General features: G+C 61.5%; 24 protein-coding genes, 1 pseudogene and 2 riboswitches. Of the genes and pseudogenes, 6 read left to right on the top strand and 19 right to left on the bottom strand.

The features are described from left to right. Positions 1-20 precede the first annotated feature (20 nt). Positions 21-503: a hypothetical protein gene (locus tag J5M56_RS00970; RefSeq protein ID WP_186476964.1), complete on the bottom strand. Its 483-nt coding sequence runs from the start codon at positions 501-503 to the stop codon at positions 21-23. A gap of 207 nt (positions 504-710) precedes the next feature. Between J5M56_RS00970 and J5M56_RS00965 the strand changes: the two genes are divergently transcribed. Beyond that, complete coding sequence (locus tag J5M56_RS00965; RefSeq protein WP_207869120.1) at positions 711-1,010, top strand: hypothetical protein; 300 nt, start codon at positions 711-713, stop codon at positions 1,008-1,010. 19 nt (positions 1,011-1,029) lie between these two features. Here J5M56_RS00965 and J5M56_RS00960 read toward each other — a convergent pair whose 3' ends face one another. The 8 genes and pseudogenes from J5M56_RS00960 to lpxO form a co-directional block, all read right to left on the bottom strand. Next, positions 1,030-1,818, bottom strand: coding sequence for an ABC transporter ATP-binding protein (locus J5M56_RS00960; protein WP_207869118.1), 789 nt, complete (start codon positions 1,816-1,818; stop codon positions 1,030-1,032). Beyond that, positions 1,815-2,831: an iron ABC transporter permease gene (locus tag J5M56_RS00955; protein ID WP_186476967.1), complete on the bottom strand. Its 1,017-nt coding sequence runs from the start codon at positions 2,829-2,831 to the stop codon at positions 1,815-1,817. The genes J5M56_RS00960 and J5M56_RS00955 overlap by 4 nt, the downstream gene beginning before the upstream one ends. Further along, a complete protein-coding gene (locus J5M56_RS00950; protein WP_207869116.1) occupies positions 2,828-3,838 on the bottom strand; it encodes an ABC transporter substrate-binding protein in 1,011 nt (336 codons plus the stop codon). The genes J5M56_RS00955 and J5M56_RS00950 overlap by 4 nt, the downstream gene beginning before the upstream one ends. 107 nt (positions 3,839-3,945) lie before the next feature. Further along, positions 3,946-4,146, bottom strand: a riboswitch (cobalamin riboswitch). A 28-nt stretch (positions 4,147-4,174) separates the two neighbouring features. Then, positions 4,175-5,341, bottom strand: coding sequence for a DUF1624 domain-containing protein (locus J5M56_RS00945; RefSeq protein WP_207869114.1), 1,167 nt, complete (start codon positions 5,339-5,341; stop codon positions 4,175-4,177). Positions 5,342-5,579: 238 nt separating this feature from the next. After that, a pseudogene (locus J5M56_RS00940) lies at positions 5,580-6,245 on the bottom strand (TonB-dependent receptor); the annotation flags it as partial. A gap of 66 nt (positions 6,246-6,311) precedes the next feature. Further along, positions 6,312-6,518, bottom strand: a riboswitch (cobalamin riboswitch). A gap of 33 nt (positions 6,519-6,551) precedes the next feature. After that, positions 6,552-7,121, bottom strand: coding sequence for a GNAT family N-acetyltransferase (locus J5M56_RS00935; protein ID WP_060479168.1), 570 nt, complete (start codon positions 7,119-7,121; stop codon positions 6,552-6,554). 78 nt (positions 7,122-7,199) lie between these two features. Further along, positions 7,200-7,544, bottom strand: coding sequence for a carboxymuconolactone decarboxylase family protein (locus J5M56_RS00930; protein WP_207869112.1), 345 nt, complete (start codon positions 7,542-7,544; stop codon positions 7,200-7,202). A gap of 93 nt (positions 7,545-7,637) precedes the next feature. Next, the gene (gene lpxO / locus J5M56_RS00925) at positions 7,638-8,537 is read right to left on the bottom strand and encodes a lipid A hydroxylase LpxO (RefSeq protein ID WP_060479166.1); all 900 of its coding nucleotides are present in this window, start codon (positions 8,535-8,537) and stop codon (positions 7,638-7,640) included. A gap of 157 nt (positions 8,538-8,694) precedes the next feature. Between lpxO and thpR the strand changes: the two genes are divergently transcribed. Further along, positions 8,695-9,240 carry an RNA 2',3'-cyclic phosphodiesterase gene (gene thpR / locus J5M56_RS00920; RefSeq protein WP_207869110.1) on the top strand — a complete coding sequence of 182 codons (546 nt, stop codon included), beginning with the start codon at positions 8,695-8,697 and terminating at the stop codon, positions 9,238-9,240. Positions 9,241-9,248: 8 nt separating this feature from the next. Here thpR and J5M56_RS00915 read toward each other — a convergent pair whose 3' ends face one another. After that, positions 9,249-10,154, bottom strand: coding sequence for an AraC family transcriptional regulator (locus tag J5M56_RS00915; RefSeq protein WP_207869108.1), 906 nt, complete (start codon positions 10,152-10,154; stop codon positions 9,249-9,251). Between the two features lie 179 nt (positions 10,155-10,333). On the opposite strand from J5M56_RS00915, the gene calA reads away from it, so the two are divergent. Further along, the gene (gene calA / locus J5M56_RS00910) at positions 10,334-11,386 is read left to right on the top strand and encodes a vanillin reductase (protein ID WP_060479163.1); all 1,053 of its coding nucleotides are present in this window, start codon (positions 10,334-10,336) and stop codon (positions 11,384-11,386) included. A 181-nt stretch (positions 11,387-11,567) separates the two neighbouring features. Beyond that, a complete protein-coding gene (locus J5M56_RS00905; RefSeq protein ID WP_186476973.1) occupies positions 11,568-12,767 on the top strand; it encodes a sugar transporter in 1,200 nt (399 codons plus the stop codon). 69 nt (positions 12,768-12,836) lie between these two features. On the opposite strand, the gene J5M56_RS00900 is transcribed toward J5M56_RS00905, so the two are convergent. The 3 genes from J5M56_RS00900 to J5M56_RS00890 all read right to left on the bottom strand — a co-directional run bounded on the left by J5M56_RS00900 (position 12,837) and on the right by J5M56_RS00890 (position 15,783). After that, a complete protein-coding gene (locus tag J5M56_RS00900; protein WP_207869106.1) occupies positions 12,837-13,421 on the bottom strand; it encodes a LysE family translocator in 585 nt (194 codons plus the stop codon). Positions 13,422-13,471: 50 nt separating this feature from the next. Then, positions 13,472-14,302 carry an AraC family transcriptional regulator gene (locus J5M56_RS00895; RefSeq protein WP_186476975.1) on the bottom strand — a complete coding sequence of 277 codons (831 nt, stop codon included), beginning with the start codon at positions 14,300-14,302 and terminating at the stop codon, positions 13,472-13,474. Between the two features lie 590 nt (positions 14,303-14,892). After that, positions 14,893-15,783, bottom strand: coding sequence for a LysR family transcriptional regulator (locus tag J5M56_RS00890; protein ID WP_207869104.1), 891 nt, complete (start codon positions 15,781-15,783; stop codon positions 14,893-14,895). A gap of 104 nt (positions 15,784-15,887) precedes the next feature. Between J5M56_RS00890 and nfsB the strand changes: the two genes are divergently transcribed. Then, the gene (nfsB, locus tag J5M56_RS00885; protein ID WP_060479159.1) at positions 15,888-16,541 is read left to right on the top strand and encodes an oxygen-insensitive NAD(P)H nitroreductase; all 654 of its coding nucleotides are present in this window, start codon (positions 15,888-15,890) and stop codon (positions 16,539-16,541) included. Positions 16,542-16,624: 83 nt separating this feature from the next. On the opposite strand, the gene J5M56_RS00880 is transcribed toward nfsB, so the two are convergent. Beyond that, positions 16,625-17,779, bottom strand: a complete 1,155-nt coding sequence (locus tag J5M56_RS00880) for an aminotransferase class V-fold PLP-dependent enzyme (RefSeq protein WP_207869102.1) — start codon at positions 17,777-17,779, stop codon at positions 16,625-16,627. Between the two features lie 191 nt (positions 17,780-17,970). Beyond that, positions 17,971-18,897: a LysR family transcriptional regulator gene (locus tag J5M56_RS00875; protein WP_207869100.1), complete on the bottom strand. Its 927-nt coding sequence runs from the start codon at positions 18,895-18,897 to the stop codon at positions 17,971-17,973. 140 nt (positions 18,898-19,037) lie between these two features. Between J5M56_RS00875 and J5M56_RS00870 the strand changes: the two genes are divergently transcribed. Next, positions 19,038-20,267 carry an acyl-CoA dehydrogenase gene (locus J5M56_RS00870; RefSeq protein WP_207869098.1) on the top strand — a complete coding sequence of 410 codons (1,230 nt, stop codon included), beginning with the start codon at positions 19,038-19,040 and terminating at the stop codon, positions 20,265-20,267. A 218-nt stretch (positions 20,268-20,485) separates the two neighbouring features. On the opposite strand, the gene J5M56_RS00865 is transcribed toward J5M56_RS00870, so the two are convergent. The 4 genes from J5M56_RS00865 to J5M56_RS00850 all read right to left on the bottom strand — a co-directional run bounded on the left by J5M56_RS00865 (position 20,486) and on the right by J5M56_RS00850 (position 25,084). After that, on the bottom strand, positions 20,486-21,523 hold the full coding sequence (locus J5M56_RS00865) for a TerC family protein (RefSeq protein ID WP_207869096.1): 1,038 nt from the start codon (positions 21,521-21,523) through the stop codon (positions 20,486-20,488). A 159-nt stretch (positions 21,524-21,682) separates the two neighbouring features. Beyond that, complete coding sequence (locus J5M56_RS00860) at positions 21,683-22,990, bottom strand: substrate-binding domain-containing protein (RefSeq protein WP_207869094.1); 1,308 nt, start codon at positions 22,988-22,990, stop codon at positions 21,683-21,685. Between the two features lie 118 nt (positions 22,991-23,108). Next, positions 23,109-24,257 (bottom strand): ABC transporter ATP-binding protein, encoded by a 1,149-nt coding sequence (locus J5M56_RS00855; protein ID WP_060479153.1) that lies wholly within the window; start codon positions 24,255-24,257, stop codon positions 23,109-23,111. 17 nt (positions 24,258-24,274) lie between these two features. Beyond that, entirely contained in the window at positions 24,275-25,084 is an 810-nt protein-coding gene (locus J5M56_RS00850; protein WP_060479152.1) for an ABC transporter permease, read from the bottom strand. Positions 25,085-25,087: the final 3 nt, after the last annotated feature.

The following is a 25,087-nucleotide window of genomic DNA, read 5'->3' as shown; positions in this document are numbered from 1 at the left end:
GCGGGCATTAGCGCCACCACTCACTTGCGCGCCTGTTCCTCCAGCGCCTGCAACGCCTGCTCGATCTGTTGCATGCGCTGCTCGGCCAGCGCCTGGGCGTTTTTGTCCTGTGCCGTTTCGCGCATCAGCCCGGTGAGCTTGTCGCTCAGCCGCTGGCCTTCTTCGGTGTCTTCAAGGGCCTTGGCCTTCGCCGGGTCGTGGGTGGCGGCAACGATGGTGGCGAACTCGGCATCGGTGAAGTTCTTCTTGCTGTAGAGCTTGAACAGGTCCTGGCGTTGATCCTCGACCGTGAGGTATTGGCGCAGGACGCTGCTGATTGTGGCGGCATTCAAATGCGGGTGGGTGCGGGTGAGCAATGCCGCCATGCGTTCGATGTTGTGGTCGTAGGCCTCCTGCAGCGGCAGGTTGGCCAGAATCTGCTCCTCGCGCGAAGGCTTCTGATCGCAGGCGGCAACGGCGCAAATCAACAGCAGGGGGAACAGCAACGTCTGTATGCGGGGCATGGGGGTGGCCTTGGGCGCGTTTTGCAGGGGTGGATTATAGCGGGCTACGGTGCTTGGCCAGCAGTGCGCCGGAGTAAAAAAACGCGAGCTCGCAGTGTAGGACGCTTCCTACGTCATAGGCCTAGAAGTGGAACCTCTCGTTCATTTTCATCGCCGAGCATGTTGTTTACCGTCATTGTCATCGGCGATGACTGAGGAAGGACGCTCATGGCACATCTTGCGTTGTACAAACTCGACCTGCTCGACGCTTTTGAGGCTCGCAAGGCCGACTGGACCTATGCCGACCTGGACAAACTGCTGACCAAATTCAGGCCGTCTTCCTGTTTCGAGGACGGCAAAGGGCTGATCATCGCGGCGCACAAGGAGGGAAGCTGGCCCAGGACCGTGAAGCGCTACTTGCTGACGCACTACCTGGTGCATCAAAACATCGCTTGTGAGCTCGACGAGGTATTTACCGCCGTGGTGGCGACCTTGACTGAGCAGGAGCGGCAAAACTGGGGGGTGTGAATGCGGCCAGGCACGGGTCTTACGGCACCCGAAAACGCAGGACAGGCGTACCATCGTAGGGGTCGGTCAGGTAATGGGCATGCACCCTGAAGGTGCTCAGCAGCCGCTCAGGGGTGAGCACCTCCAGCGGTTTGCCGAGGGCGACCAGGCGTCCCTGGTCAAGCACAGCGACCCGGTCGCAGGTCAGGGCCTGGTTAAGATCGTGCAAGGCAACCAAAGTGGTCACCGGCAACCCCTGCACCTGCTGCAGCAAGCTGAGCTGATGCTGGATGTCGAGGTGGTTGGTCGGCTCGTCGAGCAACAGTACCTGAGGCCGCTGAGCCAAGGCGCGGGCGATGTGCACGCGTTGGCGCTCGCCGCCGGACAATGACCGCCATACGCGAGTGGTTAGGTGTGTAGCATCCAGATCGGCCAGGGCCTGCTCGACGATTGCGCGGTCTGCGCTGGAAAACGGCGTCAGCGCTGACAGCCACGGTGTACGGCCCAGGGCAACGGCATCGAACACGCTGATCGCGTCGAGGGTGTCGGCTTGTTGCTCGACCAGCGCCAAGGCTTGTGCGACGCGCCGACGTGGCAGGCGTGCCAGCGGCTCGCCCAGCAATTCGACACTACCTGAACTGGGTGTGCGCAGGCCTGCTAACAGTTTGAGCAGTGACGATTTGCCCGAGCCGTTAGGGCCGACGACGGCCAAGGTTTCACCGGGTATCACGCTGAGCGTGATGTCGCACAACACGGCGTGGCCTGCCAATTTCAGGCCCAGGCCGCTGCATGCCATGGGTGCTGGTTGTACGCTGTGCATGACCGTCATGGGCGCCCCCGGCGGCTGATCAGGATCAGGGCAAAAACCGGTGCACCCAGCAAGGCAGTGACCACGCCTACCGGAATGACCTGGCCGGCGATCAGGGTGCGCGACAGGATATCGGCGGCAATCAGGAACAATGCCCCACCCAGGGCGCTGGCAGGTAGCAATCGGCCGTGGCCTGGGCCTAGCAGCAGGCGCAAGGCGTGGGGTATCACCAGGCCAACGAAGCCGATGGCGCCGACGATCGAGACCATCACCGCCGTCACCAGCGCCGCGCAGCTGATCAGTAGCAACTGGCTGCGGCGCACCGCGATGCCCAGAGACGCCGCCGAGTCAGAGCCGAACGTAAAAGCGTCCAGCGCGCGGCGGTGCCACAGGCACACCACCAAGCCGAACAGGGCTGCCGGGAAGGCCAGCCATACCGAGGGCCAGCGTACGCCGCTGAGGTTGCCCAGCAGCCAGAACAGAATGCCTCGGGCTTGCTCGGCGGTGGCTGATTGGGTGATGAGCAAGGCGGTGAGGGCATTGAACAATTGTGAGCCAGCGATGCCGGCGAGAATTACCTGTGCGTTGTTGCTGTCGGGCCCAGCGGCGCGGGCCAGCACCAGTACCAGGGTGAACGCGGCAAGGGCCCCGAGGAAGGCACCGCCAGACATACTCAGGGCCGCACTGCCAAGCCCCAGCAGCCCCACCAGCACTGCGCCGGTGGAGGCTCCGGCCGAAAGGCCCAGCAGGTAAGGTTCGGCTAGCGGGTTGCGCAGTAGTGCCTGGAGAATGACCCCGCAAGTGGCCAGGCCTGCACCGCAGGCTGCGGCGACCAGCGAGCGGGTCAGACGGTAGTTCCAGACGATACCGGCATCGATCGGATCGACCGGATAGCCGGCTTGCCACAGGTGATTGGCCAGCACCTGGCCGACGACGCTTGGCTGCAAGTGGGTCTCACCGATGACCGTGCCGGCCAGCACGGCAGCGAGCAAGGCCAGCAGGGCCAGCGTGCTGTAGAGCAGTGCTTTGATCATTGCGCCGCGTGACCACTGGCGAAGGCTGCAGATAACGTTTGCAGCCCACGGAACAGGCGGATTCCGGCCTGCATCGCTTCGGCGTCGAGCAGGATGATACGGTTATGCTTCACCGCATCCATGTGCTTTGTCACCGGGTCCTTGCGAAGGAATTCGAGCTTTTTCTTATAGTCATCGGCAGGGTAGCGACGGCGGTCCATGCGCGCGATGATCAGCCAGGTAGGGTTGGCCTTGGCCAAGGTTTCCCAGCCTACGGTCGGCCACTCTTCGGTCGAATCGACTACGTTGCGCACCCCCAGCGTGCGCAGCATGAAGTCAGCTACGCCCTGGCGGCCGGCCACATATGGGGCGGCGGCGAGTTCGCTGCTGGAGAACCAGAACAGTGCCGAAGTGTTGCTCAGGTCTTTGTCGCGCAGTTGCAGCCTGGCGCTAGCCAGGCGTGCTTTGAGGTCGGCATTGAGGGTTGCGCCGCGCTCCTGCACGTCGAAGATCTCGGCCAGCTGGCTGACACTTTTGTAGATGCTGTCGACCTGAAACGCCTGCAGACGAGTGCCGTCGGCACCCACCAGGTTGTCCTTGCCCTCGCAGTCCGAAGGCAGCAGGTAGGTTGCAATGCCCAACTCAGCGAACTGCTCGCGGGTAGCCACCGCCCCCTGAGCGCCCACCATCCACTCGAATTGCACGGCCACCAATTGAGGACGCTTGGCCACGACTGCCTCGAAACTCGGCTCGTTGTCGGCCAGGCGCGGTACCCTGGCATTGACTGCCTGGTATTCGGGCAGCACGTTGTTGAACCACAGTGAGGTACCGGCCAGCTTGTCGCCAAGGCCCAGCGCATAGAGCATTTCGCTGCCTGCCTGGCCGATGGTGACCGCACGCTCCGGGGCTTGGGCGAACGTCTGCGGCATACCGCAGTTCTCAAGGGTCAGCGGATAGTGAGTGGTACCGGCCTGGGCCAGGCCGGTGAAGCTCAGGCTTGCAAGCCAGGCGATAAGACGGGGCAGCATGCGGGGCGATCTCCTGACGGACAGTTCTGGTGAGGAACGCACGGACAGGCATCGCCGGCCCCTTGCTGGCGCAGAGGCAACTCGGATGGCCATCCCGGACACCCCGCCGGTTGGTGATATGCGCCGGCAGGTCTCCTGACTGGTGCGTCCTCGCCCGGCTCCAGCCTTCCCGGATCAAATCACCCAGTGGCATCGATGGAGCAAGCTCGGCACCTACAGTTGCGGGGGCAGTTCCGATTGGCACGCCATGGGCGAGCCCGGGATTCCCTATTGATTCCGTGATGGAAACCGGCGGGCGGCATGGTAGACCATCAAGCCGCCGGGCAAAAGGTCAAATCAGAAGTACTTCAGCCAAGCGATATCGCGCCGGCGTGCCTTGAGCCGGGCGAACCCACGCACCGGCACGTACAGCGCCCCAGCCAGCAGCAGCGACATCAGCCACACCGCGCCGATGCTGTCAAAGCCAAAGTGCTCACCGTGGTTATGGCCCCACAGCGCCGTACCGGCCAGGTACAGCAGTTTGAGCACGTACAGGTGCAGCAGATAGAAGAACATCGGCGCTGCACCTAGCACTGCCAAAGCACTGATCCAGCGGGCATGCCCTGCGCGTTCGAAGGCGCGGAGCAACAGCATGCCGCAGCCCAGGGTCAGCGCCAGAAACAGCAGCGAGGGTGGGTATTTGGTGATGTTGAAAAAGCTCATCAGCGTCTGCGTAATGGTCGGGTAGCCGGCCCACGGCGCATCACCGTAGCCGTTATACAGGCGCAATACCATGAACCCGAGCAGGGCGACGGCGCCGGCCACCAACAGCCGGTGCTGACGCTGGCCGGCATCGCTGCCTTGGGCGAACCACGGGCCGAGGGCATACCCCAAAGCGATCACTCCTATCCATGGCAATACCGGATAGGACGTGCGCAAGCGCAGGCCGTCGGTCACGTCTAGCCAGCTTCGGTCGTGCAGCATCGCCCAGGGCACGTGCAAGGCCGACTCCACACCGAAGTGCAGGTTGTCGAGCAGGTTGTGGCCAGCAATGATCAGTGCTGCCACGCCCAACAGGGCAGGGCGCGGCAGCCAGACCAACAGCGACAGGGCGATCATGCTTATCCCTATGGCCCAGATGACCTGCAGGTAAATCACGCCCGGTGGCAGTTCGAAGGTCCAGGCAAAGTTGACCAAGGTGAACTCCAACACCACCAGGAACAGTCCGCGCTTGAACAAAAACCCTGACACCTCGCCACGGCCCTGATACTTCTCACCATACAACCACGCCGACAGCCCCGTGAGCAGAACGAATACCGGCGCGCACAGGTGGGCAAGGGTGCGGCTGGCGAACAACCAGGGTTCGGTGGTTTCGATGGTCATCGGGTCGCTGACCTGGCGGTGTAGGAAAAAGGTCTCGCGAACGTGGTCCAGCAGCATGAACAGAATCACCAGGCCGCGCAGAGCGTCGATACTTTGCAGGCGCTGGGTCGGTAAGGTGGTTTTGACTGAGGGACTGATCATGGAAAATTCGCAGGCAAGAGTCGCTATCAAAGGAAACGTTATCTTATAACTAATCATGCGCACTGGCTTGTTTTTTTGCGCAGTGGCTATTGATTAACTGTTACAGCGGGCGTGCCTGGCACGGGCTTCGCCCGTGCTCGCGGGTAAACCCGCAGCACAGGCTTGGCGATTGGCATGAACCTCTAAGAGCGGCGTTCAGCCACGAACGGGCCTAGCCCGCGCCATCGATCGCGGCGAATCAGAACGTGTAATCCACCGTAGCGAAATACGACCGCGGCGTGCCCATTACCCATTGCTCGCCACTGAATACCGAGGCCACATATGCCCGGTCGAACAGGTTGTTGATCTGCAACCTAAGACGCACGGCTGGTAGTAGTTGCCAGCCGATGTTGGCATCCACCACGGTGTAACCCGGTGCACTTTGGCTATTGGCCGTGTCGGCATAGCGTTCGTCCACATAGCGCGCACCGATGCCAGCTTCCACTTGCTGGCCAAAGCTTTTACTCAGCCACAGGTTGGCCGTGCGCCGCGGCACATTGGCAGGCCGGTTACCCGCACGGCTTTGGGGCACGCCATCGACCAGCTCGTCAAAATCATCGAACTTGGCACGTACCAGCGCTGCATTCGCCGATAGCTGCCAGCGCTGCCCCAGGGCCAATTCCACAGAAGCCTCCAGGCCATCGGACGTCTGCTGCCCGGCTTGCTGGGTCTCGTGGCTGATCGGGTCAGCCACCAGCAGCTTGTTCTTGACGATATGGAAGGCTGCCAGGGTCCATTCGCCCCCCCAGAAGCGGTGCTTGAGGCCCAACTCGGTCTGTCTGGCCTCGGTCAGGTGATAGTGCATCTGGGACGGGGCCAGGCTGATCAGGTTGTCCACGCCGTCTTCACTGGTGCTGTGAAAACCCGCAAAGGCGCACCGCGCACGCTGGCGCACACGCGGATACCGGCCTGCGCCCGCGCCCACCGCGGGTTGCCAAGTGAAGCTTCAGGCCGGTCTCCGGGCTTGCGAGGGGCGTGATACCTTCACCTTCCCATGCAGGCGCACAGTGGTGTATCGAAGGCATCGCTCGCTTACCGTTGCGGGGGCAGCGCCGGACTTGTCGTAAACCACGACGCACCGGCTTCCCGTTTCACCCTGCGCACGGGGGCGCAGGGCACCTGAAACTGGCGCGCATCTGCCCATCGATGGCCGGCGCGTCAAATCCGTGAATCAGCGCCCGCGACGGCGCGATACGCGCGCCTCGATATTTTTGCGTCCGATCAATAGGGCTGGTTTCTCGACCACCGGTTCATCGGCCAGCCATTTGTACATCACCAGGCAATCGACCAGGCCAAGGCGGGCGTGGCGGTAGGCTTTGGGCAGGCGGCCAACGGTTTCGAAGCCTAGCTGCGTCCACAGCGCCACAGCCACTTCGTTGCTCGCGACGACCGAATTGAACTGCAGCGCCAAAAAACCTTCCTGGCGGGCCAGTTTCTGGGAATGTTCGCACATCAGCCTTGCTACGCCCCGACCGCGGGCAGCCTCGCAGACCATGTAACCGCAGTTGCCCACATGGGCGCCTGGGCCGGCAGCATTGGCCTTGAGGTAGTAGGAACCAAGCAGTTCGCCGTCTTCTTCGGCCAGCAGCGTGTGCAGGGGCAGGTGCAGCCATAGCTGGCGTGCCTGCTCGAATGTCAGGTCAGGGTCGTAGGCATAGGTTTCACGGGCCTGGGCGATGGCCTGGAAAGTTGGCCAGAAACGCTCGAAGTCTTCCGGCGTCATGGGGCGGATATGGATCATGGCGGTTCCTGCAGTGGCTAGGCCGCCAAGTCTGGTTCGCGCGGCGCCGACGCGCAAGGGCACCGACGCCGTAAGGCATCAGCCGTCGGCCTTGCCCACCGCATCCAGGGCCCGAGCCGAGTAAACCAGGGCGGCGCCGGCATTCATGGCTACAGCCACACCGAGGGCCTCGGCGATTTCCTCGCGGGTAGCACCGTGCTTGACAGCCTGTTGGGAATGCACCGCGATGCAGCCGTCGCAGCGGGTGGTAACGGCCACGGCCAGTGAAATCAGTTCGCGGGTCTTGGCGTCCAGGTGGTTGGTCTTGGCGCCGGCGCCACTGGTAGTCATGTAGCCGGCGACAGTGTCGGGGGACAGTTGCTTGAGGTCGCCGATGCCGGCCATCAGCTGCTTACGGTAGGCGTCCCAGTCCATCATGCTCATCGTCTTCACCTTGGTAAGGTTGCAGGGGGAGCTTTCAGGCTAGTCGAATTCGCGCCTATCGCCGCTTGCCGGCGATAGGGTGCAGCAAGGGCATCAGATGTAGATGAACACCAGCACGACGGCCGCGACCACCAGCCACTTTTCCAGGTAATAGCGTGTGCGGTTACGCTTTTTCAGGGCTTTGCCACGCTCGCGGATCTTGTAGATGCGCCTGAACAAGCGGTTGATGGCGCCGGTTTTGTCGCCCGCGTCGTTAGGTGCCGCTGCCCCCGCCATGACGTTGCGGCTGAACCAGCGGTTGAACGCCGTTGCCCAGCGGTACTTCAACGGGCGTTCGATGTCGCAGAACAAGATGATGCGATTATGCTCGGTGGTGTTGGCGGCGTAGTGGATATAGGTTTCATCGAAAACCACGCCCTCGCCATCGCGCCAGGAATACTTCTCGCCATCCACGTCGATGTAGCAGCCGTCGTCGTTGGGCGTGTCCAGGCCCAGGTGAAAGCGGTACGAGCCGGCATAAGGGTCGCGGTGGCGCACAAGCTTGGCACCAGGGGGCAGGGTGGCGAACATCGCTGCCTTGACCGTACCGATGCCCTGCAGCAGCTCGGTGGTGCGCGGGCACAGGGTCATGGCCGATGGGTGGCTTTCGCCGTACCACTTGAGGTAGAAACGTTTCCAGCCGGTCTTGAAGAAAGAGTTGAAACCGACATCGTCGTAATTGTCGGACTTCTTGATCTCGCCCACGTGCAGCAGTTGCTGAGCTTCGCTACGAATCTCCTGCCAGTGGTCCTTGAGCGGCTGCAGCTCGGGGAAGGCTTCGACCGGCAGGTAGGGCTTGGCCGGGTGCTTGGAGAACAGGTACAGGAAGGTGTTGACCGGCGCCAGGAAGCTTGAGTGGTCACCCAATTGGCGAGTCAGTTTGTGGCGTACTCGACCGCGCAGGTGAACATAGGCGATCGAGAGAACGAAGATCAATACAAGTGCAATTTTCATGGACGGTTACTTGTCGAAAAATGGCCATGCGCCATGGCATAAGCTCGCCAGCATAAACAATCAGCGGGGTAGTTTGTACATATTGTTACCTTCGCAGAGGTGGACATTGGTGTAAGGCGGCCTGTTGCGCGCAAACGTTTCACGTGATGGAGTTCCCATGGAACAGGATATTCGCCCCAGCGGCACCCCCTTCAAAAGGCTGTTCTTCGCCTTGCCTGTCAGTGATGCCCAACGCCGCGCACTCAGCCAATGGCGGCGCGAGTTGGGCCTGCGCGGCGGCAAGCCGGTGCCCAGCGAAAACTTCCACCTGACCTTGCTGTTTCTGGGGGACGTGGCTGCAGCACAGGTGCCAGCCGTGTGCGCGGCGGTAGATAACCTGGTGCGGCCGGATGCACCTGTGCGCCTTTTGCTCAATGCATTGAATACCTGGCAGCGCGCCAATCTGCTGGTGCTCGAGCCTGAGCAGGCGCCTGCGGCTTTACGCAAGCTGGTCTATGGTTTGCAGCAGGCGTTACTACCGCTGGGGTTCGCTGCCCAGGCACGTGATTACCGTCCGCATCTGACCTTGGCTCGGGAGTATCGTGGGCAGGTGCCAGAGGCCGCTCAAGCTCCCGAGTTCCACCTCATTGCCAGGCACTTCACGCTGTTCGAGTCGCGCAAGGGGCGGTATTGGCCGCTGGCGCAGTGGCCGTTGGGGGACTAACCCCCCCGTCAGACCGGGAGGCTTTGATAGGGCAATTCATCGCCAGGGCTGCGGGCAAACAGGCGCTTGTATTCACGGCTGAACTGGGAGGTGCTCTGGTACCCCACCCGGTGCGCCGCCTGCGCCACCCCCAGCCCCTCGCCAATCAACATCTGTTGCGCCTTGAGCAGGCGCAAGCGCTTGAGGTACTGCATCGGCGCCATATCGGTGCAGCGTTTGAAGTGCTCATGAAAGGTCGAGACACTCATGTTGGCGCAGGCGGCCAACACCTCGACGCTCAGCGGCTGCGCGTAATGCGCGCGCAAGTGTGTGAGCGCCGCCCCGATGCGGGCGAAGTGCCCTTGTTGCTCGACCAGCGCCCGCAACACGCCCGCCTGGGGGCCGCGCAATGCGGTATACAGCACCTCGCGAATGCGCGCCGGGCCCAGGACTTTGGCGTCGACCGGGTTCTGCAGGCAAAGCAGCAGTCGCTCTACCGAATCACGCATCGAAGCATCGAGCGCCGCCGAAGTCATCGACTGTGGCGTCTGGGCCTGCACCCCAGGGTCAGGTGTCAGGCCCATGCTCTGCACCAGCTCGCCCAGCACGCTGCGGTCGATGTCCACCGCCACGCCCAGCAGCGGTTCCTCGGGGGTGGCGAAAGTCTCGCACATGAACGGTACCGACAGCGCTTGCACCAGGTAATGCCCGGCGCCGTATTCCAGGGTGCGCGGGCCCAGACGCGCCAGCTTGCTGCCCTGGGCCAGGATCATCAGGCTCGGTTCGTAGATCTGCGGGCTGCTGGCGACATAATGGTCCCAGCTCAATACCTGCACCTGGGGCAGGTGGGTGGGTACGAAGCCCGGGCGGGTTGCCAGGCTGCGTATCAGTGAACATAGGGGGGCATTGGCGTCGACGTGACGGGTCAGTTGCATACGAAACCTGGGCAGAGAATCAGACAGTTGTATCATCGCAGATTGGCGAGCCAGCGGTAGATGCTGCGTTCAAGCTTCGGAGAATCAGGCATGGATGCCGGAGAATCAGCGGTGGGCGAAAAAAACCAGCGGCAGCAAAATAGGTGGCCTGAATCGTTTCATTACTTGTGAGGTTCCGCATGTATAACGCCATTGGTTACGCCGCCCAGACCCCGACCAGCCCGTTGGCCCCCATGCGCTTCGAGCGCCGAGCGCCGCGCCCGGACGACGTCGCCATCGACATCCTCTATTGCGGTGTCTGCCATTCCGACATTCACCAGGCGCGCAACGAATGGGGCATCGCCGTTTATCCGCTGATGCCAGGCCACGAAATCATCGGCCGAGTCACGGCTGTGGGCGACAAGGTCACTTCCCATAAGGTTGGCGATCTGGTTGGGGTAGGGTGCATGGTCGACTCTTGCCGCCACTGCGAGGCCTGCGCCAAGGATTTGGAGCAATACTGCCTGGAAGGCCCGACCATGACCTACGCCACCCCGGATCGGGTCGATGGCAGCAACACCATGGGCGGATATTCCAGCAGCATCGTGGTCAGCGAACACTTCGTGGTGCGCATCCCTGCCGGCATGGACCTGCCCAGCGCGGCGCCGATCCTCTGCGCCGGTATCACCACCTATTCTCCGCTCAAGCATCATGGCGTAGGCCCCGGCCACAAGATCGGCATTCTCGGCATGGGTGGCCTGGGGCACATGGGTATCAAACTGGCCAAGGCACTGGGCGCCGAAGTCACTCTGTTCACGCGCTCTGCGGCCAAAGCCGAGGAAGCACGTCGCCAGGGTGCCGACCATGTGATCGTGTCGACCGATGCCGAGCAGATGCGCGCCGCCGCGGGTCGTTTCGACTTCCTGCTCGACACCATTCCGGTGCAGCACGATCTCAATCCGTACCTGGAAACCCTGAAATTCGACGGCGTACACATCCTCGTGGGCCTGATCGAACCGATCGACCCGGCCGTGCACGCGGCCAACCTGGTACTGAAGCGTCGGGTGTTGGCCGGTTCGTTGATCGGTGGTATCGCCGAAACCCAGGAGGTGCTGGACTTCTGTGCTGCCCACGACATTCGCTGCGATATCGAAATGCTCGACATTCGCAATATCAACCAGGCCTACGAGCGCATGATCGCCGGTGACGTGAAGTACCGCTTCGTGATCGACATGGCGACCCTGCAAGGCTGAGCCATGCTCGTACCGGCCCTGGCGCCGGTACGGGCACCTGCATGCCGTGGTTGTGAGACCCCGGTATGACGCGTACCATGCGGGCAATCCCTCCAATAACAAACCCGTGCCTCAGCGCGGCCGATACTTGGCCCCTGACGCGCGTTTTTTCGCTTTGCCTGCACAGATCAGATACCTACCCATGAACGGATCCATTGCCACCCACATGCCGCCCACCACCAGCAAAGGTAGCTGGCTGAGTGTGATCGCCCTGGCCCTGGCGGCTTTCATCTTCAACACCACCGAGTTCGTCCCGGTGGCGCTGCTAAGTGACATCGGCAGCAGCTTCCAGATGAGCACCGCGCAGGTCGGCCTGATGCTGACTATCTACGCTTGGGTGGTGGCTTTGGCTTCGCTGCCGATGATGCTGCTGACCCGTAACATCGAGCGTCGGCGGTTGCTGCTGTTCGTGTTCCTGGTGTTCATCGTCAGCCATCTGCTGTCGTGGTTGTCGCAGAGCTTCGTCATGCTGCTGGTCAGCCGCGTTGGCATCGCCTTGGCCCATGCCGTGTTCTGGTCCATCACCGCGTCGCTGGCCGTTCGGGTGGCTCCACCGGGCCAGCAGGCCAAAGCCTTGGGATTGCTGGCCACCGGGACCACATTGGCGATGGTGCTGGGCATCCCGCTGGGGCGGGTAGTGGGCGAGGCGCTGGGCTGGCGCATCAGTTTCCTGAGCATTGCCGGCGTGGCGCTGGCGACCATGCTGTGCCTGATGAAGTCGCTGCCATTGCTGCCCAGCCAGAACTCAGGTTCGCTGCGCAGCCTTCCTATTTTGTTCAAGCGCCCGGCACTGGTCATCACCTATGTGCTGGTGACCTTGGTGATCACCGCGCAATTCACCGCTTATAGCTACATCGAGCCATTTGCCCTGCACGTGGCGCAAATCGGTGGCGAGCGCACCACGCTGCTGTTGCTGTTGTTCGGTGGCGCTGGCGTGTGCGGCTCGGTGCTGTTCAGCCGTTACAGCGATCGCTTCCCCCAGGGTTTTCTGTTGAGTTCGATCGGCGTGCTGGCCGCTTGCTTGCTGTTGCTGTTACCCCTATCTGGCAACTTCTACGTGTTCGCGGCGCTGAGCATGTTCTGGGGCGTGGCGATCCTGAGTTTCAGCCTGTCGTTGCAGTCCAAGACGCTGAAGCTTGCCAGCGACGCGACGGATGTGGCGATGGCGCTGTTTTCCGGCATCTACAACATCGGCATTGGTGGCGGCGCATTGCTGGGGAGCATCGTCAGTAGCCAGATGGGAGTAGCCAATATTGGCCTGGTTGGCGGGAGTGTGGCGGTGATTGCACTGTTACTGGCTGTGGCCAGCACCCAGCGCTTGCGCGAAGCGCTCAGCCACTGACTGCCTGCGCTGGGCTCTGCGCAAGCACGCCAGCTGAGGGGCGGAGGGTAGATACATAGCAGCAACTCGCTAGCTCAATACCGCCGCCCAGGCCGAAATCAGCAGCAGTGCGGCCAAGCTGCGGTTGAACCACAACAAACGCCCGGGCGTCTGCAACCAGCGCGTGCTACCTACACCCAGCAGCGCCCACACCGCCATGCACGGTATGGCAATCAGCAAGAACATCAGGGCCAGCTGCCACAACGGCAGCGAAGGCGCCGCAAACACGCCAATCACTGCAATTGCCATCATCCAGACCTTGGGGTTTACCACCTGTAACGATGCCGCGCTGATGGCGCCCAAAGGCTTGCTATCGATGCGCTGCAGCGGTTGCCCGGCACTGCGCAACATGCGCCAGGCCAGCCAACTCAACCACAACACGCCAGCCCAGCTCATTGCCTGCTGTGCCAAGGGATGGCGCATGAGCACTTCACCTAGCCCAAGGCCCACCAGCCATACGATTGAGGCGGCCGCAGCGCATGCCGCCAGCAGCGGCGCCAGGCTCGCGCGCAGGCCCTGACGGGCGCCATGGGCCAGAATCAGCAGGTTGGTCGGCCCTGGGCTGATGCTCGAAGCCAGGGCGAAGAGAATGAACGCTAACAAGGATTGCGACATGGCGGAGGGCTCCAATTGTTCGGCATCCCATCCTCGCAGCACCCCTGGCGTCAGTCTGGAAGGTTTGAGCAGCGCCGTCGGTAATCGGCTGGCGTCAACCGGTAGGCACGGCGGAACCAGCGCCCCAGGTGGCTTTGGTCAGCAAAGCCAAGCGCCATTGCCACGTCGGCCGGAAGCTTGCCCGTTGCAAGCAAACGCCGAGCTTTGGAGAGCCGCAGCTGAATCAGATAGGCATGCGGCGCCAAACCGTAGGCGGCCTTGAACGCCCGAGTCAGGCGAAAGCGGTCGACACCGCAGGCTTGGGCCACCTGCTCAAGCGCAATGTCCTGGTCGAAATAGGCGTGCAAAAAATCCCGTGCCCGCTGCGCGATGATCGGCAGCCGCGGGTCGGGGTTCAAGCGCTTGCGCCAGTGCAGGTGGCCGGTGAGTGTGGCCAGCAGGGTATCCATCGCCGTCTGGCGCACAATGCGCAGCTCCAGGCCATGTACCGCCTGAAACGCCATTGCGGTGGCGCAGGCCAGGCGTTGGTCCTGGCATAAGGTGTCGGCGAAGCTTGGCAGGCTATCGGTGGGAGCCTGTTCGAACAGCGCCCGCATTTCGGCCTCGAGCCAGGTTGGCTCAAGGTAAAGGGTTGAATAAGTGAAGCCTTCGGCGGTTGGCGCGTGGCCGTCGTGCAGGTCGCCAGGCTCGAGTAGGAAGACTTGGCCCGCGGTACTCTGGTGGCGCACTCGGCGGCAGTTGAATTGCTGTACACCCTGCTCAGTGACACCGACCAGGAAGCTGTCGTGCCAGTGCGGATCATAGGCATGTCCGACGAAATGCGCGCGAACCGACTCGATGCCAGTATCGGCGTGTTGCTTGAGGTCGATCCAGTTGCTCATGGCACTACGCTGCTGATGGATAGGGCGCTTCACCTTACCGCAGGCGGGCATCGGCGTTTAGAACAAATGTGATCAGCGGGGAAGGAAACGCGCGGTGAGCGCTTGGTATTGGCGACAGAAGATTTGACGCTGGAAGCTCGACCCTTCAAGGGCTCCCGTTGCTCGTCGGGGCAGGCAGGTGGCCTGTCTGACCGGGACAGAATCGCCCTTGGTCTGCTATCGGCTATTCGCCGTATTGCGCATTCCAAGCATCGAAAGCTTGCATCATTGTTTGTCTGATGGATAGATCCGCAGGTATCAAATGCTCCATTCGCAGTGACTCTACTGTGATGTCCAGGGGGAGGCCGAAGGTCGTGAAGGTAGAGAGAAAGCTCAACTCGCTACCAGGGATGCGCACTCGTGTCAGCAGTAGAGGGTTGGCAGTCTCTGCGTGCAAGGCCATGCCCGGCCTAGGAAGGCTGCTCAGGCGTTTTACGAGCGTAGGGTTGCTGATTGAATCTCTAATCGACACAGATTCAAGGAAATAATATTAGTTTCAAAATCAAAAATCAGTTGGCTATCGATGACTAATAATTAGGTCATTCAGCCTGCTAAGCAGGCTTGAGCGCCGCAAAGCGCTCTTGCAACCAACCGTGCAATTGCGTCACTGCAGGGGACAGTTGCTTGCGGTGCGGGCAAACCAGCGTGACCGGCGTGGCTTCGCCCTGATGGTCTGGCAGCAGAACTTCCAGCTCGCCGGCGGCGATATTGGCGCTGACGTCCAGCCAGGATTTGTAGACGATACCTTCGCCTTCCAACGCCCAACGCCTGACCACGTCGGCGTCGTCGCTGACCAGCGGCCCGCGTACCTGTATGGTGCGATTGCCCAGTTGCCACTTGTCGAACACGCGGTTGTGTTGCAAGTACAGCAGGCAGTCGTGTTGGAGCAATTCGTCCGGCGTGCGGGGGCGACCGTGGCGGGCCAGGTAGGCGGGTGCTGCCACGAGCACTCGGCGGTTCCAGGGCGCCAGTGGCAGGGCGATGTAGTTGGCGTCTTGGTTGAGGCCGTAGCGAATCGCGATGTCTACCGGGTCGCGGCTGAAGTCGGCCATCTGATCGGACAGGAAGAAGCGTAAATTCAAAGCCGGGTGTTGGCGGCGAAACGCACTGAGCCAAGGCAGCAAAAGATTGCGCCCGATGTCCGAGGGCGCCGAGACCTGCAAAACTCCGCGCAAGGTGCTGTGGCTGCCATGGAGCTGCTCATGGCCCTGGCGCAGGGTATCCAGCACCCGCTGGGCAGTGGGCAGGTACAACTCGCCCTCGGCGGTCAGGCGCAGGCTACGGGTAGTGCGGGCGAACAGGCGTACATCCAGGTCGCGCTCCAGGCGCTTGATCGCAGCTGCCACTTGGCCCGGAAGCAGGTCGGCTTCATGGGCCGCAGCGGTGAAACTGCCCAGCGCACTGCTGCGCACGAACAGTTCCAGGTCGTAGAGACGAAGCATTTTCACTGCCTATGTGAAAGTGTTGCTGCATTTTGCCGGTTTTCATTATGCGCAGGAAAGATAAGATGCGCTGCATATCCCGTTTCCTACACTGGAGTTGCACCATGGATACCGTCTCTCTGGCCAAGCGCCGCTATACAACCAAAGCGTACGATGCCGCCCGCAGGATCCCTCAAGCCACGGTCGACGCCTTGCTTGAGCAACTGCGTCACAGCCCATCCTCGGTCAATTCGCAGCCATGGCATTTCATCGTTGCAGACAGCACTGAAGGTAAAGACCGTCTGGCCAAGGCCACCGATGCGCGGTTTGCCTATAACTCGCCGAAAATCCGTGATGCCTCCCACGTGATCGTCTTCTGCACCCGTACCGACATGACCGAGGCGCACTTGAACCAAGTGCTCGACCAGGAACAGGCCGATGGTCGTTTCCGCGATGAGCAGGCGCGGGCAGGGCAGAACCAGAGCCGTCGTGGCTATGTGGACCTGCACCGTTTCGACCAGAAAGACTTGCAGCACTGGATGGAGAAACAAACCTACCTGGCGCTGGGTACCGCGTTGCTCGGCGCTGCCGCCCATGGCCTGGACGCAACGCCGATCGAAGGGTTCGACAGCAAGGCGCTGGATGCAGAGCTTGGCCTGCGTGAGCGCGGTTTTACCAGTGTCGTGCTCCTGAGCCTGGGGTACCGTAGCGAAGCGGATTTCAATGCGGGCCTCGGTAAGTCGCGGTTGCCGGCATCGACTGTCTTTACCTTCCTGTAAGCCTGTACGCTCTTCGCCCGTCTTGCACAGCTATGCAATCGAGCGCCGCACGTGCGGCGCTCACTCTGCGTGCTCGGTGCCTGCTACCACAACGTGGCGGTCGCTGCCGTCGCCGCTCGCCTGAACACCGCGATGGCTGCGTCCACCTCGGGCTCGGTGGTAAAACGCCCAATACTCAGACGCACGCTCTTGCGCGCTTGGGCTTCGTCCAACCCCAGTGCCAACAGCACATGGGAGGCGGCGTTGCTGGCCGAGTTGCAGGCCGAGGTGGTCGACAACGCCAGTTCATTGGCCAAAGCCATGGTGTTGAAGCCATTGACTTGAATGCAGACATTCAAGGTGTGCGGGACACGTTGCGCAGCGCAGCCGTTGAGGCTGATACCCGGCACAGCTAGCAACCCGCTACGCAGGCGGCTGGCCAACTGCTCGATACGCCGATGCTCATTGTCACCCGGCTCACCGGCCAGGGCGAAGGCGCTGCCCATGCCAACGATTTGATGAGTTGGCAGGGTGCCGGACCTGAGACCTTGTTCATGCCCACCGCCGTGGATCTGCGCACGCATCTGAGGGCGGGCGCGGGGGCCAACATAGAGCGCGCCAATACCTTTGGGGCCATAGACTTTGTGCGCCGAAAAAGACATCAGGTCCACCGCCATGGCCTGCAGGTCGATAGCCAATTTGCCCACGGCCTGAGCCGCATCCACATGCAGCAGAGCGCCACCGGCGCGCACTCGCTCGCCAATGGCGGCGAAATCGGTGACGGTACCCAGTTCATTGTTCACCGCCATCAGTGATACCAGACGCGTATCGGCGCGCATGGCCGCCTGGACGGCGTACGGCTGAATCAAACCGTCGGCGTCCGGGGCCAGTCGCGTGACGGCCCAGCCCTGACGCTCAAGTTCATTGACTGTATCGAGCACGGCCTTGTGTTCCATCAGGCTGGTGACCAGGTGCCCAGGCTCAGTCATACCCTGGGCGATGCCTTTGAGTGCCAGGTTGTTGGACTCGGTGGCACCTGATGTCCAGACGATGTCGTCGGCCAATGCGCCGACCCGGTCGGCCACTTGCCTGCGAGCCTGCTCGACCACCTCCCGCGCCGCGTGGCCGTAGGCATGGCCACTGGATGCAGGGTTACCGAAGTTAACCTGGCGGCCCAGGCATGTGAGCATGGTCTCGATGACCCGGTCATCGACCGGGGTAGTGGCGGCGTAGTCGAAATATAGAGGGGCATTGGGCATAGGGCGGGTCCGTGCAGGGTTGGCTTGAGAGCGGCTATCGATGCATCAAGCCTAACGCGCGAGGGCGGAATAAATTTGCTTTTAGTGCTGCATTGCCCGCATTTTCGGAGAATATTTTCCTCTATAGATACAACTTTGTGGAATTAAAATTCCAGAGGCCTGTGCCATTGCTTGAGCAACGCCCAGCTGTTTCATGCGGGCTCCACTGCACGCTCTTCCTCGGCCACAACGCGCTCGCAGAGTTCGATGATTTGCTCGCGCATCCAGCGATTGGCCGGGTCCTGATCGGTGCTTTCGTGCCAGTACAGGTGAGTTTCAAGAGCAGGCACTTCAACCGGCAGTGGGTGGAAACGCAACTGATGCCGGCGCGCGAAGCGTTCCGGAACGGTCATTGCCATGTCGGTCTGCTGCAACACCTGCGACGCCATCAGATAGTGCTGAGAGCGCAGTGCCACTTTGCGTTGCACACCCATTTTGCCCAGTGCCAGGTCGACGTAACCCAGTCCATTGCGGCGGCTGGAGATATGGATATGGGTCATGCTCAAGTAGTTGTCGAGTGTGAGTTTGGCGTCGGCCAATGGGTGGCCTTGACGCAGGGCACAGACATAGCGGTCCTGCATCAGCTTGACGTGGCGCACCTGAGGATCGGTATTCAGCGGTGCATCGATGGCGAAATCCAGCCGCCCGGCGGCCAATTCTTTGGTGGTTTCGCGACGCTTGCACAGAAAGCTTTCGATCAGCACCGCTGGCGCCAGGCGGCGCAAGCGCTGGAACAGCGGCGGCAAAATCACTGCTTCGGTGAGGTCGGTCATGCTGATGCGGAAGGTCTTGCTCGCTTGTTGCGGATTGAAGGTGCGGCTTTCCTGAACCGACGTGCGCAACAGTGCCAGGGCATTGCGCACTGGGCCAATGATGTTCTGGGCCATGGGCGTAGGCACCATGCCTTGTGCGGTACGCACGAACAGCGGGTCGTTGAAGGTTTCGCGCAGCCGCGACAGGGCGTTGGACACCGCCGGCTGGGTGATGCCAACGATCTGGCCGGCACGGGTGAGGTTGGCTTCGGTGTAGATCGCGTCGAAGACGATGAACAGGTTGAGGTCGACCTTGCTGAGGTTCATGGCGCCGCTCTTTGTTGGAATTATCGGCCGATCATATATCGGTTATGAATGTTTATACACGCTGAAAATAGACTAGGTAAATCGAACCCCGCTGCTCTAGGCTGTGCCCATGTCTTTCGAACCGTAAAGGTATTCCCCTGATGGATTTCGCCTATTCGCCCAAGGTCCAGGCACTGCGAGAGCGCGTCAGCGCCTTCATGGAGGCCCATGTCTACCCCGCAGAAGCGGTGTTCGAGCGCCAGGTTGCCGAGGGCGACCGCTGGCAACCCACGGCGATCATGGAGCAGCTCAAGGTCAAGGCCCGAGCCGAGGGCTTATGGAACCTGTTCTTGCCAGAGTCTGAGTATGGCGCTGGCCTGAGCAATCTGGAGTATGCCCCGTTGGCTGAAATCATGGGCCGCTCGCTTTTGGGGCCGGAGCCATTCAACTGCTCGGCGCCTGACACCGGCAACATGGAGGTGTTGGTGCGCTATGGCAGCGAAGCACAGAAGCGTCAGTGGCTGGAGCCTCTGCTGCAAGGGGAAATCCGTTCGGCATTTGCCATGACCGAACCGGACGTGGCCTCCTCGGACGCGACCAATATGGCGGCGACGGCGGTGCGCGACGGCGATGAGTGGGTCATCAATGGTCGCAAATGGTGGACCTCCGGCGCCTGCGACCCGCGCTGCAAGGTCATGATTTTCATGGGCCTTTCCAACCCTGATGGGCCACGCCATCAGCAGCACTCGATGGTATTGGTGCCCACCGACGCGCCTGGCGTGAAGATCATTCGCCCCTTGCCAGTATTCGGCTACGACGACGCGCCGCACGGCCATGCCGAAGTGCTTTTCGAGAACGTGCGCGTACCTTATGAAAACGTACTACTTGGCGAGGGCCGGGGCTTCGAGATCGCCCAAGGCCGCCTTGGCCCCGGCCGTATTCACCATTGCATGCGTTCGATCGGCATGGCCGAGCGGGCTTTGGAGCTGATGTGCAAGCGTTCAGTGCAGCGCACCGCATTTGGCCGGCCCCTGGCGCGCCTGGGTGGCAACATCGACAAGATCGCCGACTCGCGCATGGAAATCGACATGGCCCGGCTGCTGACTCTGAAGGCGGCCTACATGATGGACACCGTCGGTAACAAGGTGGCACGCAGCGAAATCGCCCAGATCAAGGTGGTGGCGCCGAATGTTGCGTTGAAGGTTATCGACCGGGCGATCCAGATGCACGGTGGGGCTGGTGTGAGCGGCGATTTCCCGCTGGCCTACATGTATGCCATGCAACGTACCCTGCGCCTGGCAGATGGCCCGGATGAGGTGCACCGTGCTGCGATCGGCAAGTACGAAATCGGCAAGTACGTGCCCGCACAGATGTTGCGAAGCGCAGACTAGTCAGAGCTCGATTCGAACGTTGGACGTTTAGGTCACTGGGTTTTGAAGTCGACCATCTATCCTGGGCGATTTTCAGGAAGCTGCTGCATGGAGTACTCCTTCATTGGGAGTAACTATGCTGGTCAAGCCCGACTAGGCTATAAAGCCAGGACATTCACCTCATGCTGTAGGAGAGCTCTGTAGCTACGGCTTCAGGCCCGCAACAGCGGGCCCTATCTTTACTTCTGCGAGTTCTGCGCCTCAATCTGCGGCGGCTCTGCTGCGCTCTCGCTCGACACCGACTCTTCCCCTCGCGTTTTAATCAGCGAAACCACCACCCCGCCCAGCAACAGCGCGAACGTGACCCCCAACGACAGCAGCGCAGGCACCTTGCCGACCAGCCCATGGTAGAAAATCTTGCAGCCTATGAAGATCAGAACCAACGCCAGTGCATATTTGAGATAGACGAACCGGTGCATCAACGCCGACAGCGCGAAGTACAGCGACCGCAAACCGAGGATGGCGAAGATGTTCGAGGTGTAGACGATGAAGGGATCTTGGGTGATTGCAAATATCGCTGGCACGCTGTCCACCGCGAACACCAGGTCGGCCAATTCGATCAGGACCAGGGCCAGAAACAACGGTGTTGCGTAACGCAGGGCCTTGTTCTCCCCAGGCGGGGTCAGGCGCACGAAGAAGTGCGAGCCGTGGAGTTGATCCGTTACCCGCATGTGCCGACGGACGAACTTCAAGACCGGGTTATTGGCAAGGTCCGGGTGGCTGTCCTCTTTGGAAAACGCCATCTTCACCCCGGTGAACAGCAAGAAGGCGCCAAAAATGTAGAGCACCCAGGCAAAATTCTGCACCAGTGCCGCACCCACCCCGATCATGATCGCACGCAGGATCACCACCCCGAGAATGCCCCAGAATAGGACCCGGTGCTGGTAGCAGCGGGGGATGGCGAAGAAACCAAAAATCATGGCCATGACGAACACGTTGTCCATTGACAGCGATTGCTCCACCAGGAAGCCGGTATAAAACTCCAGCGCCGACTGTGCGCCCAGTTGATGCCAGACCCACAGGCCGAACAGTACGCCCACACTGAAATAGCCTGAGTAAAGCAACAGGCTTTCGCGCATTTCGATTTCCCGCTCCTGGCGATGCAACACACCAAGGTCGAGTACCAGCAAACCAATCACGATGGCCATGAATACCAGCCACAACCAGGTGCTGGTGCCTAGAAAGGGTGTAGTGAGGAACGTTTGCAGAGCTGTCATGAGCCCCTCCTGGTTAGTCGTCGTTGCCGTTTGCAGTGCGCAACAGTGATCCGACATCACGGCTTGGCAGCCGTCAGAGGGGCCCGGTATCACATGAGCTTGAGCCTAAACCCATTTGCCAGTGCTGCCGAAGGTTTTGCTGTTACATTTCTTTGCCTGTCAGTAGACCCAGACTTCGACTCGACGGTTGCGCAATCGGCCTTGTTCTCTGCGGTTGTCGGCAACCGGCAATTCATCGCCCATACCGGTCACCTCCAGCACTTCTACGCCTTCGCGCGCCAATTCCCGGCGTACGGCCTGGGCGCGCAGCCGCGACAGCAGCGCTGCACGGCCTGGGGTGTCCTTGGGGTCGCCAAAGCCGACCAACACAGCCTTGTTTTGCAGTTTGCCCGCCTGACGCAGATACTCGGTGACCCGCATGACATCACGTAGCGCTTTGTTGTCGAGGCTGGCGCTGCCCTCCTGGAAGCGGAAATTCACGCTCAGCCGTTGCGCTTGCTTAGAGAGGGTGCGATAGCGCGGCGGCATACCGACCTGCGTCGGCACCGGTTGCGCAACCACTTGCTGCGAAACGAAGCCCTGGGCGGCGACGATGGCCTGACCGGCCGGGCTCTGGGCGAAGTCAGCCAGTGCCCGGGCCTGAGGCTTGGCATTGGCCGGCAGGTAGAAGTACAGGCGCCGCGTCAGCGGGTAGTCCTCACTGGCTACCTGCTGGCGATCAGGCAATACAGCGGGAGCGTTGCTCTCGGCAACTGCCAGCACCTTGGCCCTATGCACAGCTGCCAGGCTGCTGAACCCGATGGCCTGGCGGTCGGCGCTGACCCGCGCGGTCAGTTCATCGCTGGCCTCGAAACGTTGCGCCTGGCTGGCCAGCTCGACATGCGCGGGCTCCAGTACCAGCGCCTTGAAGGTTTCATAGGTGCCCGAGCGGTCATCCCGCGCATAGAGGTGGATGCCGCCACCGGCCACACCCAGTTGTTCCCAGCGCTGGATCTGCCCGGAAAAGATCTGTGCGAGTTGATCGGTGCTCAGCTGCGGCAACGGGTTGTCGGGGTGAACGATCACTGCCACGCCGTCCAGGCCGATGATTTGTTCGGCAGTGGCCGAGCGCAGGTCACCCAAAGCTTTGAGCTGGCGCACCTCGGCATCGCTGATGGGGCGAGAGGCCGCTGCCAGGTCGGCGTCCCCTTGGGCAAGCGCGGCAAAGCCTGTAGCGGTGCCGTGCGCGGCAATATGGATGCGCAGCGCCTGGCCATGGGCATCGCGCGCAGTAATCATGGTCTCGTTCGCCGCACCACCGGGAGACTGCTCAATGGCTGTTGCCTGTTGCGCGCGCAACTGGCCCTGTACCAGGGCCGGCAACAACGCCGCGCCAATGGTGTTGGAGCCTTGCACGCGCAGGTACGCCGTTTCAGCCAAAGCTGGCAGCGGCAGTAGGGCAAGTAGCAGGAGAAACGGGCGAAACATGCCGGGCGACCTTATGGCATCGGGTTGCCCGGCAGATTACGACAGCGGCGTGACCGATAAGTGACAGCCAATCAGCCCCGTTGGCCATCGCTGATGGCCCGGTTGGCACTCACCCCGTTCAGTGCGCGCCGGCCGATTTGCTCAGGTCACTTTCGGCCCAGTCGGTGTAGATGCAAGCATCGGCCACTGCCCAGCGGACTTTTACCGTATCACCCGGTTGCATGGGCATTCCTGCAGCCGACAGGGCCTTGACCGTAAGCTCCGTGCCACCTGTGGTCGACACATGACAGGTTTGGCTTTCGCCCAAAAACAGCACTTCACCGACCTTGGCACTTACCTCGTTCCACCCCGCTGGCAATGGTTCGCGGGCGGCCTGTTCGGCGGTCAGGGCCAGGGCCTTTTCCGGGCGTACCATGATCAACGCTTCCTGCCCAGCGGCCAGGCCTGGGGTCAGGCGAATCGCCACGGGCTGGCCTTCGAAAGTGCCGGCACCATTTGCGCTGGCCTTGATCCGCAGGAAGTTCGAGTTACCCAGGAACGATGCAACGAAGGCATTTGGAGGGTTCTGATAAAGGTCATAACCAGTGCCCAGGCCCACGATCTTGCCATGGCTGAAAATGGCGATGCGCTGGGACAGACGCATGGCTTCTTCCTGGTCGTGGGTCACGTAGACGATGGTGATACCCAGCCTGCGGTGCAACTGGCGCAGTTCGTCCTGCAAGTCTTCGCGAAGTTTTTTGTCCAGCGCGCCGAGCGGCTCGTCCATCAGCAGAATACGCGGCTCGTAGACCAGCGCCCGAGCAATGGCCACACGTTGCTGCTGGCCACCGGACATCTGCGATGGCTTGCGGTGGGCGAATGGCTCCAGTTGCACCAACTTGAGCATGGCATCGACGCGCTTGGTGGTTTCTGTGGCGCTTAGCTTGCGGATCGCCAATGGGAAACCGATGTTGTCACGCACGTTCAAGTGTGGAAACAGCGAGTAACGCTGAAACACCATGCCAATGTCGCGCTTGTGCGGCGGCACGTTCACCAGCGACTGGCCATCGACCAGGATCTCGCCGCTGCTCGGCGTTTCGAAGCCAGCCAGCATCGACAGCGTGGTCGATTTGCCAGAGCCACTGGAGCCGAGGAAGGTCAGGAATTCGCCGTCCTGGATCTCCAGGTCGAGGTTGTCCACGGCGGTGAAGTCGCCGTAGTGCTTGTTCAGGCCGCGCAGGCTGACCAGGGTCTTACTTTGGGCCTTGTCTTGAATGACTGCACTCATTGTTGTTGTCTCCGCACTCAGGCGTTGGCTTCGGTGCGCCGGCGCAACGCGGCGGCAATGAACATGACCAGCAGCGACAGGCCGATCAACAGCGTGGAGGCCACGGCGATCACCGGGCTCAGGTCCTGGCGCAGGGTGGTCCACATTTTTACCGGCAAGGTCTGCAGGTCGGGGCTGGCCATCATCACGCTCAGCACCACTTCATCCCACGACACCAGGAAGGCGAACAGTCCGCCAGCGATCATGCCAGGGCGAATCGCCGGGAAGGTGACCTTGAATATCGCCTGCAGGCGCGAGGCACCGCAGATCACCGCCGCATCCTCGATGGACTGGTCGAACAGCTTCAGCGAGTTGATGATCGAAATGATGGTGAAGGGCAAGGCAACGATCACATGGCTGACCACGAAGGCGAACAGCGTCCCGGTGTAGCCCAGTTTCAGGAACAACGCGTAGACCGCCACCGCGATGATCACCAGCGGCACGATCATCGGCATGGTGAACAGACCGTAGAGCATCTCGCGGCCAGGGAAGCGCCCACGCACCAGGGCGAAGGCGGTGGGCAGACCGAGCAGCACGGCGGCGACAGTGGTCAGTACGGCAACCTTGAAGCTGGCCAGGGCGGCGTCCATCCACTCCGGGTTGGAGAAGAACTGGCCATACCATTTGAACGTCCAGCCCGGCGGCGGGAACACCAGCCATTGGGAAGAACCGAACGACAGCAGCACGATGAACACCACTGGCAGCAGCAGAAACGCCGCGATGACCCCGGTGGTCAGGTACAGGCCCGTGCGCAGTGGGCGGCCCATGGCATTGGGAGACAGAAGCATGGC

The organism is Pseudomonas sp. 51_B, from assembly GCF_017491595.1.
Classification (GTDB): Bacteria; Pseudomonadota; Gammaproteobacteria; order Pseudomonadales; family Pseudomonadaceae; genus Aquipseudomonas; species Aquipseudomonas promysalinigenes.
Note: the sequence above shows the minus strand (reverse complement) of the source record. Positions and strands in the feature narration are given on the sequence as shown.

Excerpts from the sequence above, each read along its gene's own strand:
- J5M56_RS00915 (WP_207869108.1), bottom strand. The coding sequence starts at position 10,154 with ATGCAACTGACCCGTCACGTCGACGCCAATGCCCCCCTATGTTCACTG.
- J5M56_RS00960 (WP_207869118.1), bottom strand. The coding sequence starts at position 1,818 with ATGACGGTCATGCACAGCGTACAACCAGCACCCATGGCATGCAGCGGC.
- J5M56_RS00945 (WP_207869114.1), bottom strand. The coding sequence starts at position 5,341 with ATGATCAGTCCCTCAGTCAAAACCACCTTACCGACCCAGCGCCTGCAA.
- nfsB (WP_060479159.1), top strand. The coding sequence starts at position 15,888 with ATGGATACCGTCTCTCTGGCCAAGCGCCGCTATACAACCAAAGCGTAC.
- J5M56_RS00935 (WP_060479168.1), bottom strand. The coding sequence starts at position 7,121 with ATGATCCATATCCGCCCCATGACGCCGGAAGACTTCGAGCGTTTCTGG.
- J5M56_RS00850 (WP_060479152.1), bottom strand. The coding sequence starts at position 25,084 with ATGCTTCTGTCTCCCAATGCCATGGGCCGCCCACTGCGCACGGGCCTG.
- J5M56_RS00870 (WP_207869098.1), top strand. The coding sequence starts at position 19,038 with ATGGATTTCGCCTATTCGCCCAAGGTCCAGGCACTGCGAGAGCGCGTC.
- J5M56_RS00930 (WP_207869112.1), bottom strand. The coding sequence starts at position 7,544 with ATGAGCATGATGGACTGGGACGCCTACCGTAAGCAGCTGATGGCCGGC.
- J5M56_RS00880 (WP_207869102.1), bottom strand. The coding sequence starts at position 17,779 with ATGCCCAATGCCCCTCTATATTTCGACTACGCCGCCACTACCCCGGTC.
- lpxO (WP_060479166.1), bottom strand. The coding sequence starts at position 8,537 with ATGAAAATTGCACTTGTATTGATCTTCGTTCTCTCGATCGCCTATGTT.
- J5M56_RS00900 (WP_207869106.1), bottom strand. The coding sequence starts at position 13,421 with ATGTCGCAATCCTTGTTAGCGTTCATTCTCTTCGCCCTGGCTTCGAGC.
- J5M56_RS00865 (WP_207869096.1), bottom strand. The coding sequence starts at position 21,523 with ATGACAGCTCTGCAAACGTTCCTCACTACACCCTTTCTAGGCACCAGC.
- J5M56_RS00905 (WP_186476973.1), top strand. The coding sequence starts at position 11,568 with ATGAACGGATCCATTGCCACCCACATGCCGCCCACCACCAGCAAAGGT.
- J5M56_RS00965 (WP_207869120.1), top strand. The coding sequence starts at position 711 with ATGGCACATCTTGCGTTGTACAAACTCGACCTGCTCGACGCTTTTGAG.
- J5M56_RS00970 (WP_186476964.1), bottom strand. The coding sequence starts at position 503 with ATGCCCCGCATACAGACGTTGCTGTTCCCCCTGCTGTTGATTTGCGCC.
- J5M56_RS00895 (WP_186476975.1), bottom strand. The coding sequence starts at position 14,302 with ATGAGCAACTGGATCGACCTCAAGCAACACGCCGATACTGGCATCGAG.
- J5M56_RS00950 (WP_207869116.1), bottom strand. The coding sequence starts at position 3,838 with ATGCTGCCCCGTCTTATCGCCTGGCTTGCAAGCCTGAGCTTCACCGGC.
- J5M56_RS00860 (WP_207869094.1), bottom strand. The coding sequence starts at position 22,990 with ATGTTTCGCCCGTTTCTCCTGCTACTTGCCCTACTGCCGCTGCCAGCT.
- thpR (WP_207869110.1), top strand. The coding sequence starts at position 8,695 with ATGGAACAGGATATTCGCCCCAGCGGCACCCCCTTCAAAAGGCTGTTC.
- J5M56_RS00955 (WP_186476967.1), bottom strand. The coding sequence starts at position 2,831 with ATGATCAAAGCACTGCTCTACAGCACGCTGGCCCTGCTGGCCTTGCTC.
- calA (WP_060479163.1), top strand. The coding sequence starts at position 10,334 with ATGTATAACGCCATTGGTTACGCCGCCCAGACCCCGACCAGCCCGTTG.
- J5M56_RS00875 (WP_207869100.1), bottom strand. The coding sequence starts at position 18,897 with ATGAACCTCAGCAAGGTCGACCTCAACCTGTTCATCGTCTTCGACGCG.
- J5M56_RS00855 (WP_060479153.1), bottom strand. The coding sequence starts at position 24,257 with ATGAGTGCAGTCATTCAAGACAAGGCCCAAAGTAAGACCCTGGTCAGC.
- J5M56_RS00890 (WP_207869104.1), bottom strand. The coding sequence starts at position 15,783 with ATGCTTCGTCTCTACGACCTGGAACTGTTCGTGCGCAGCAGTGCGCTG.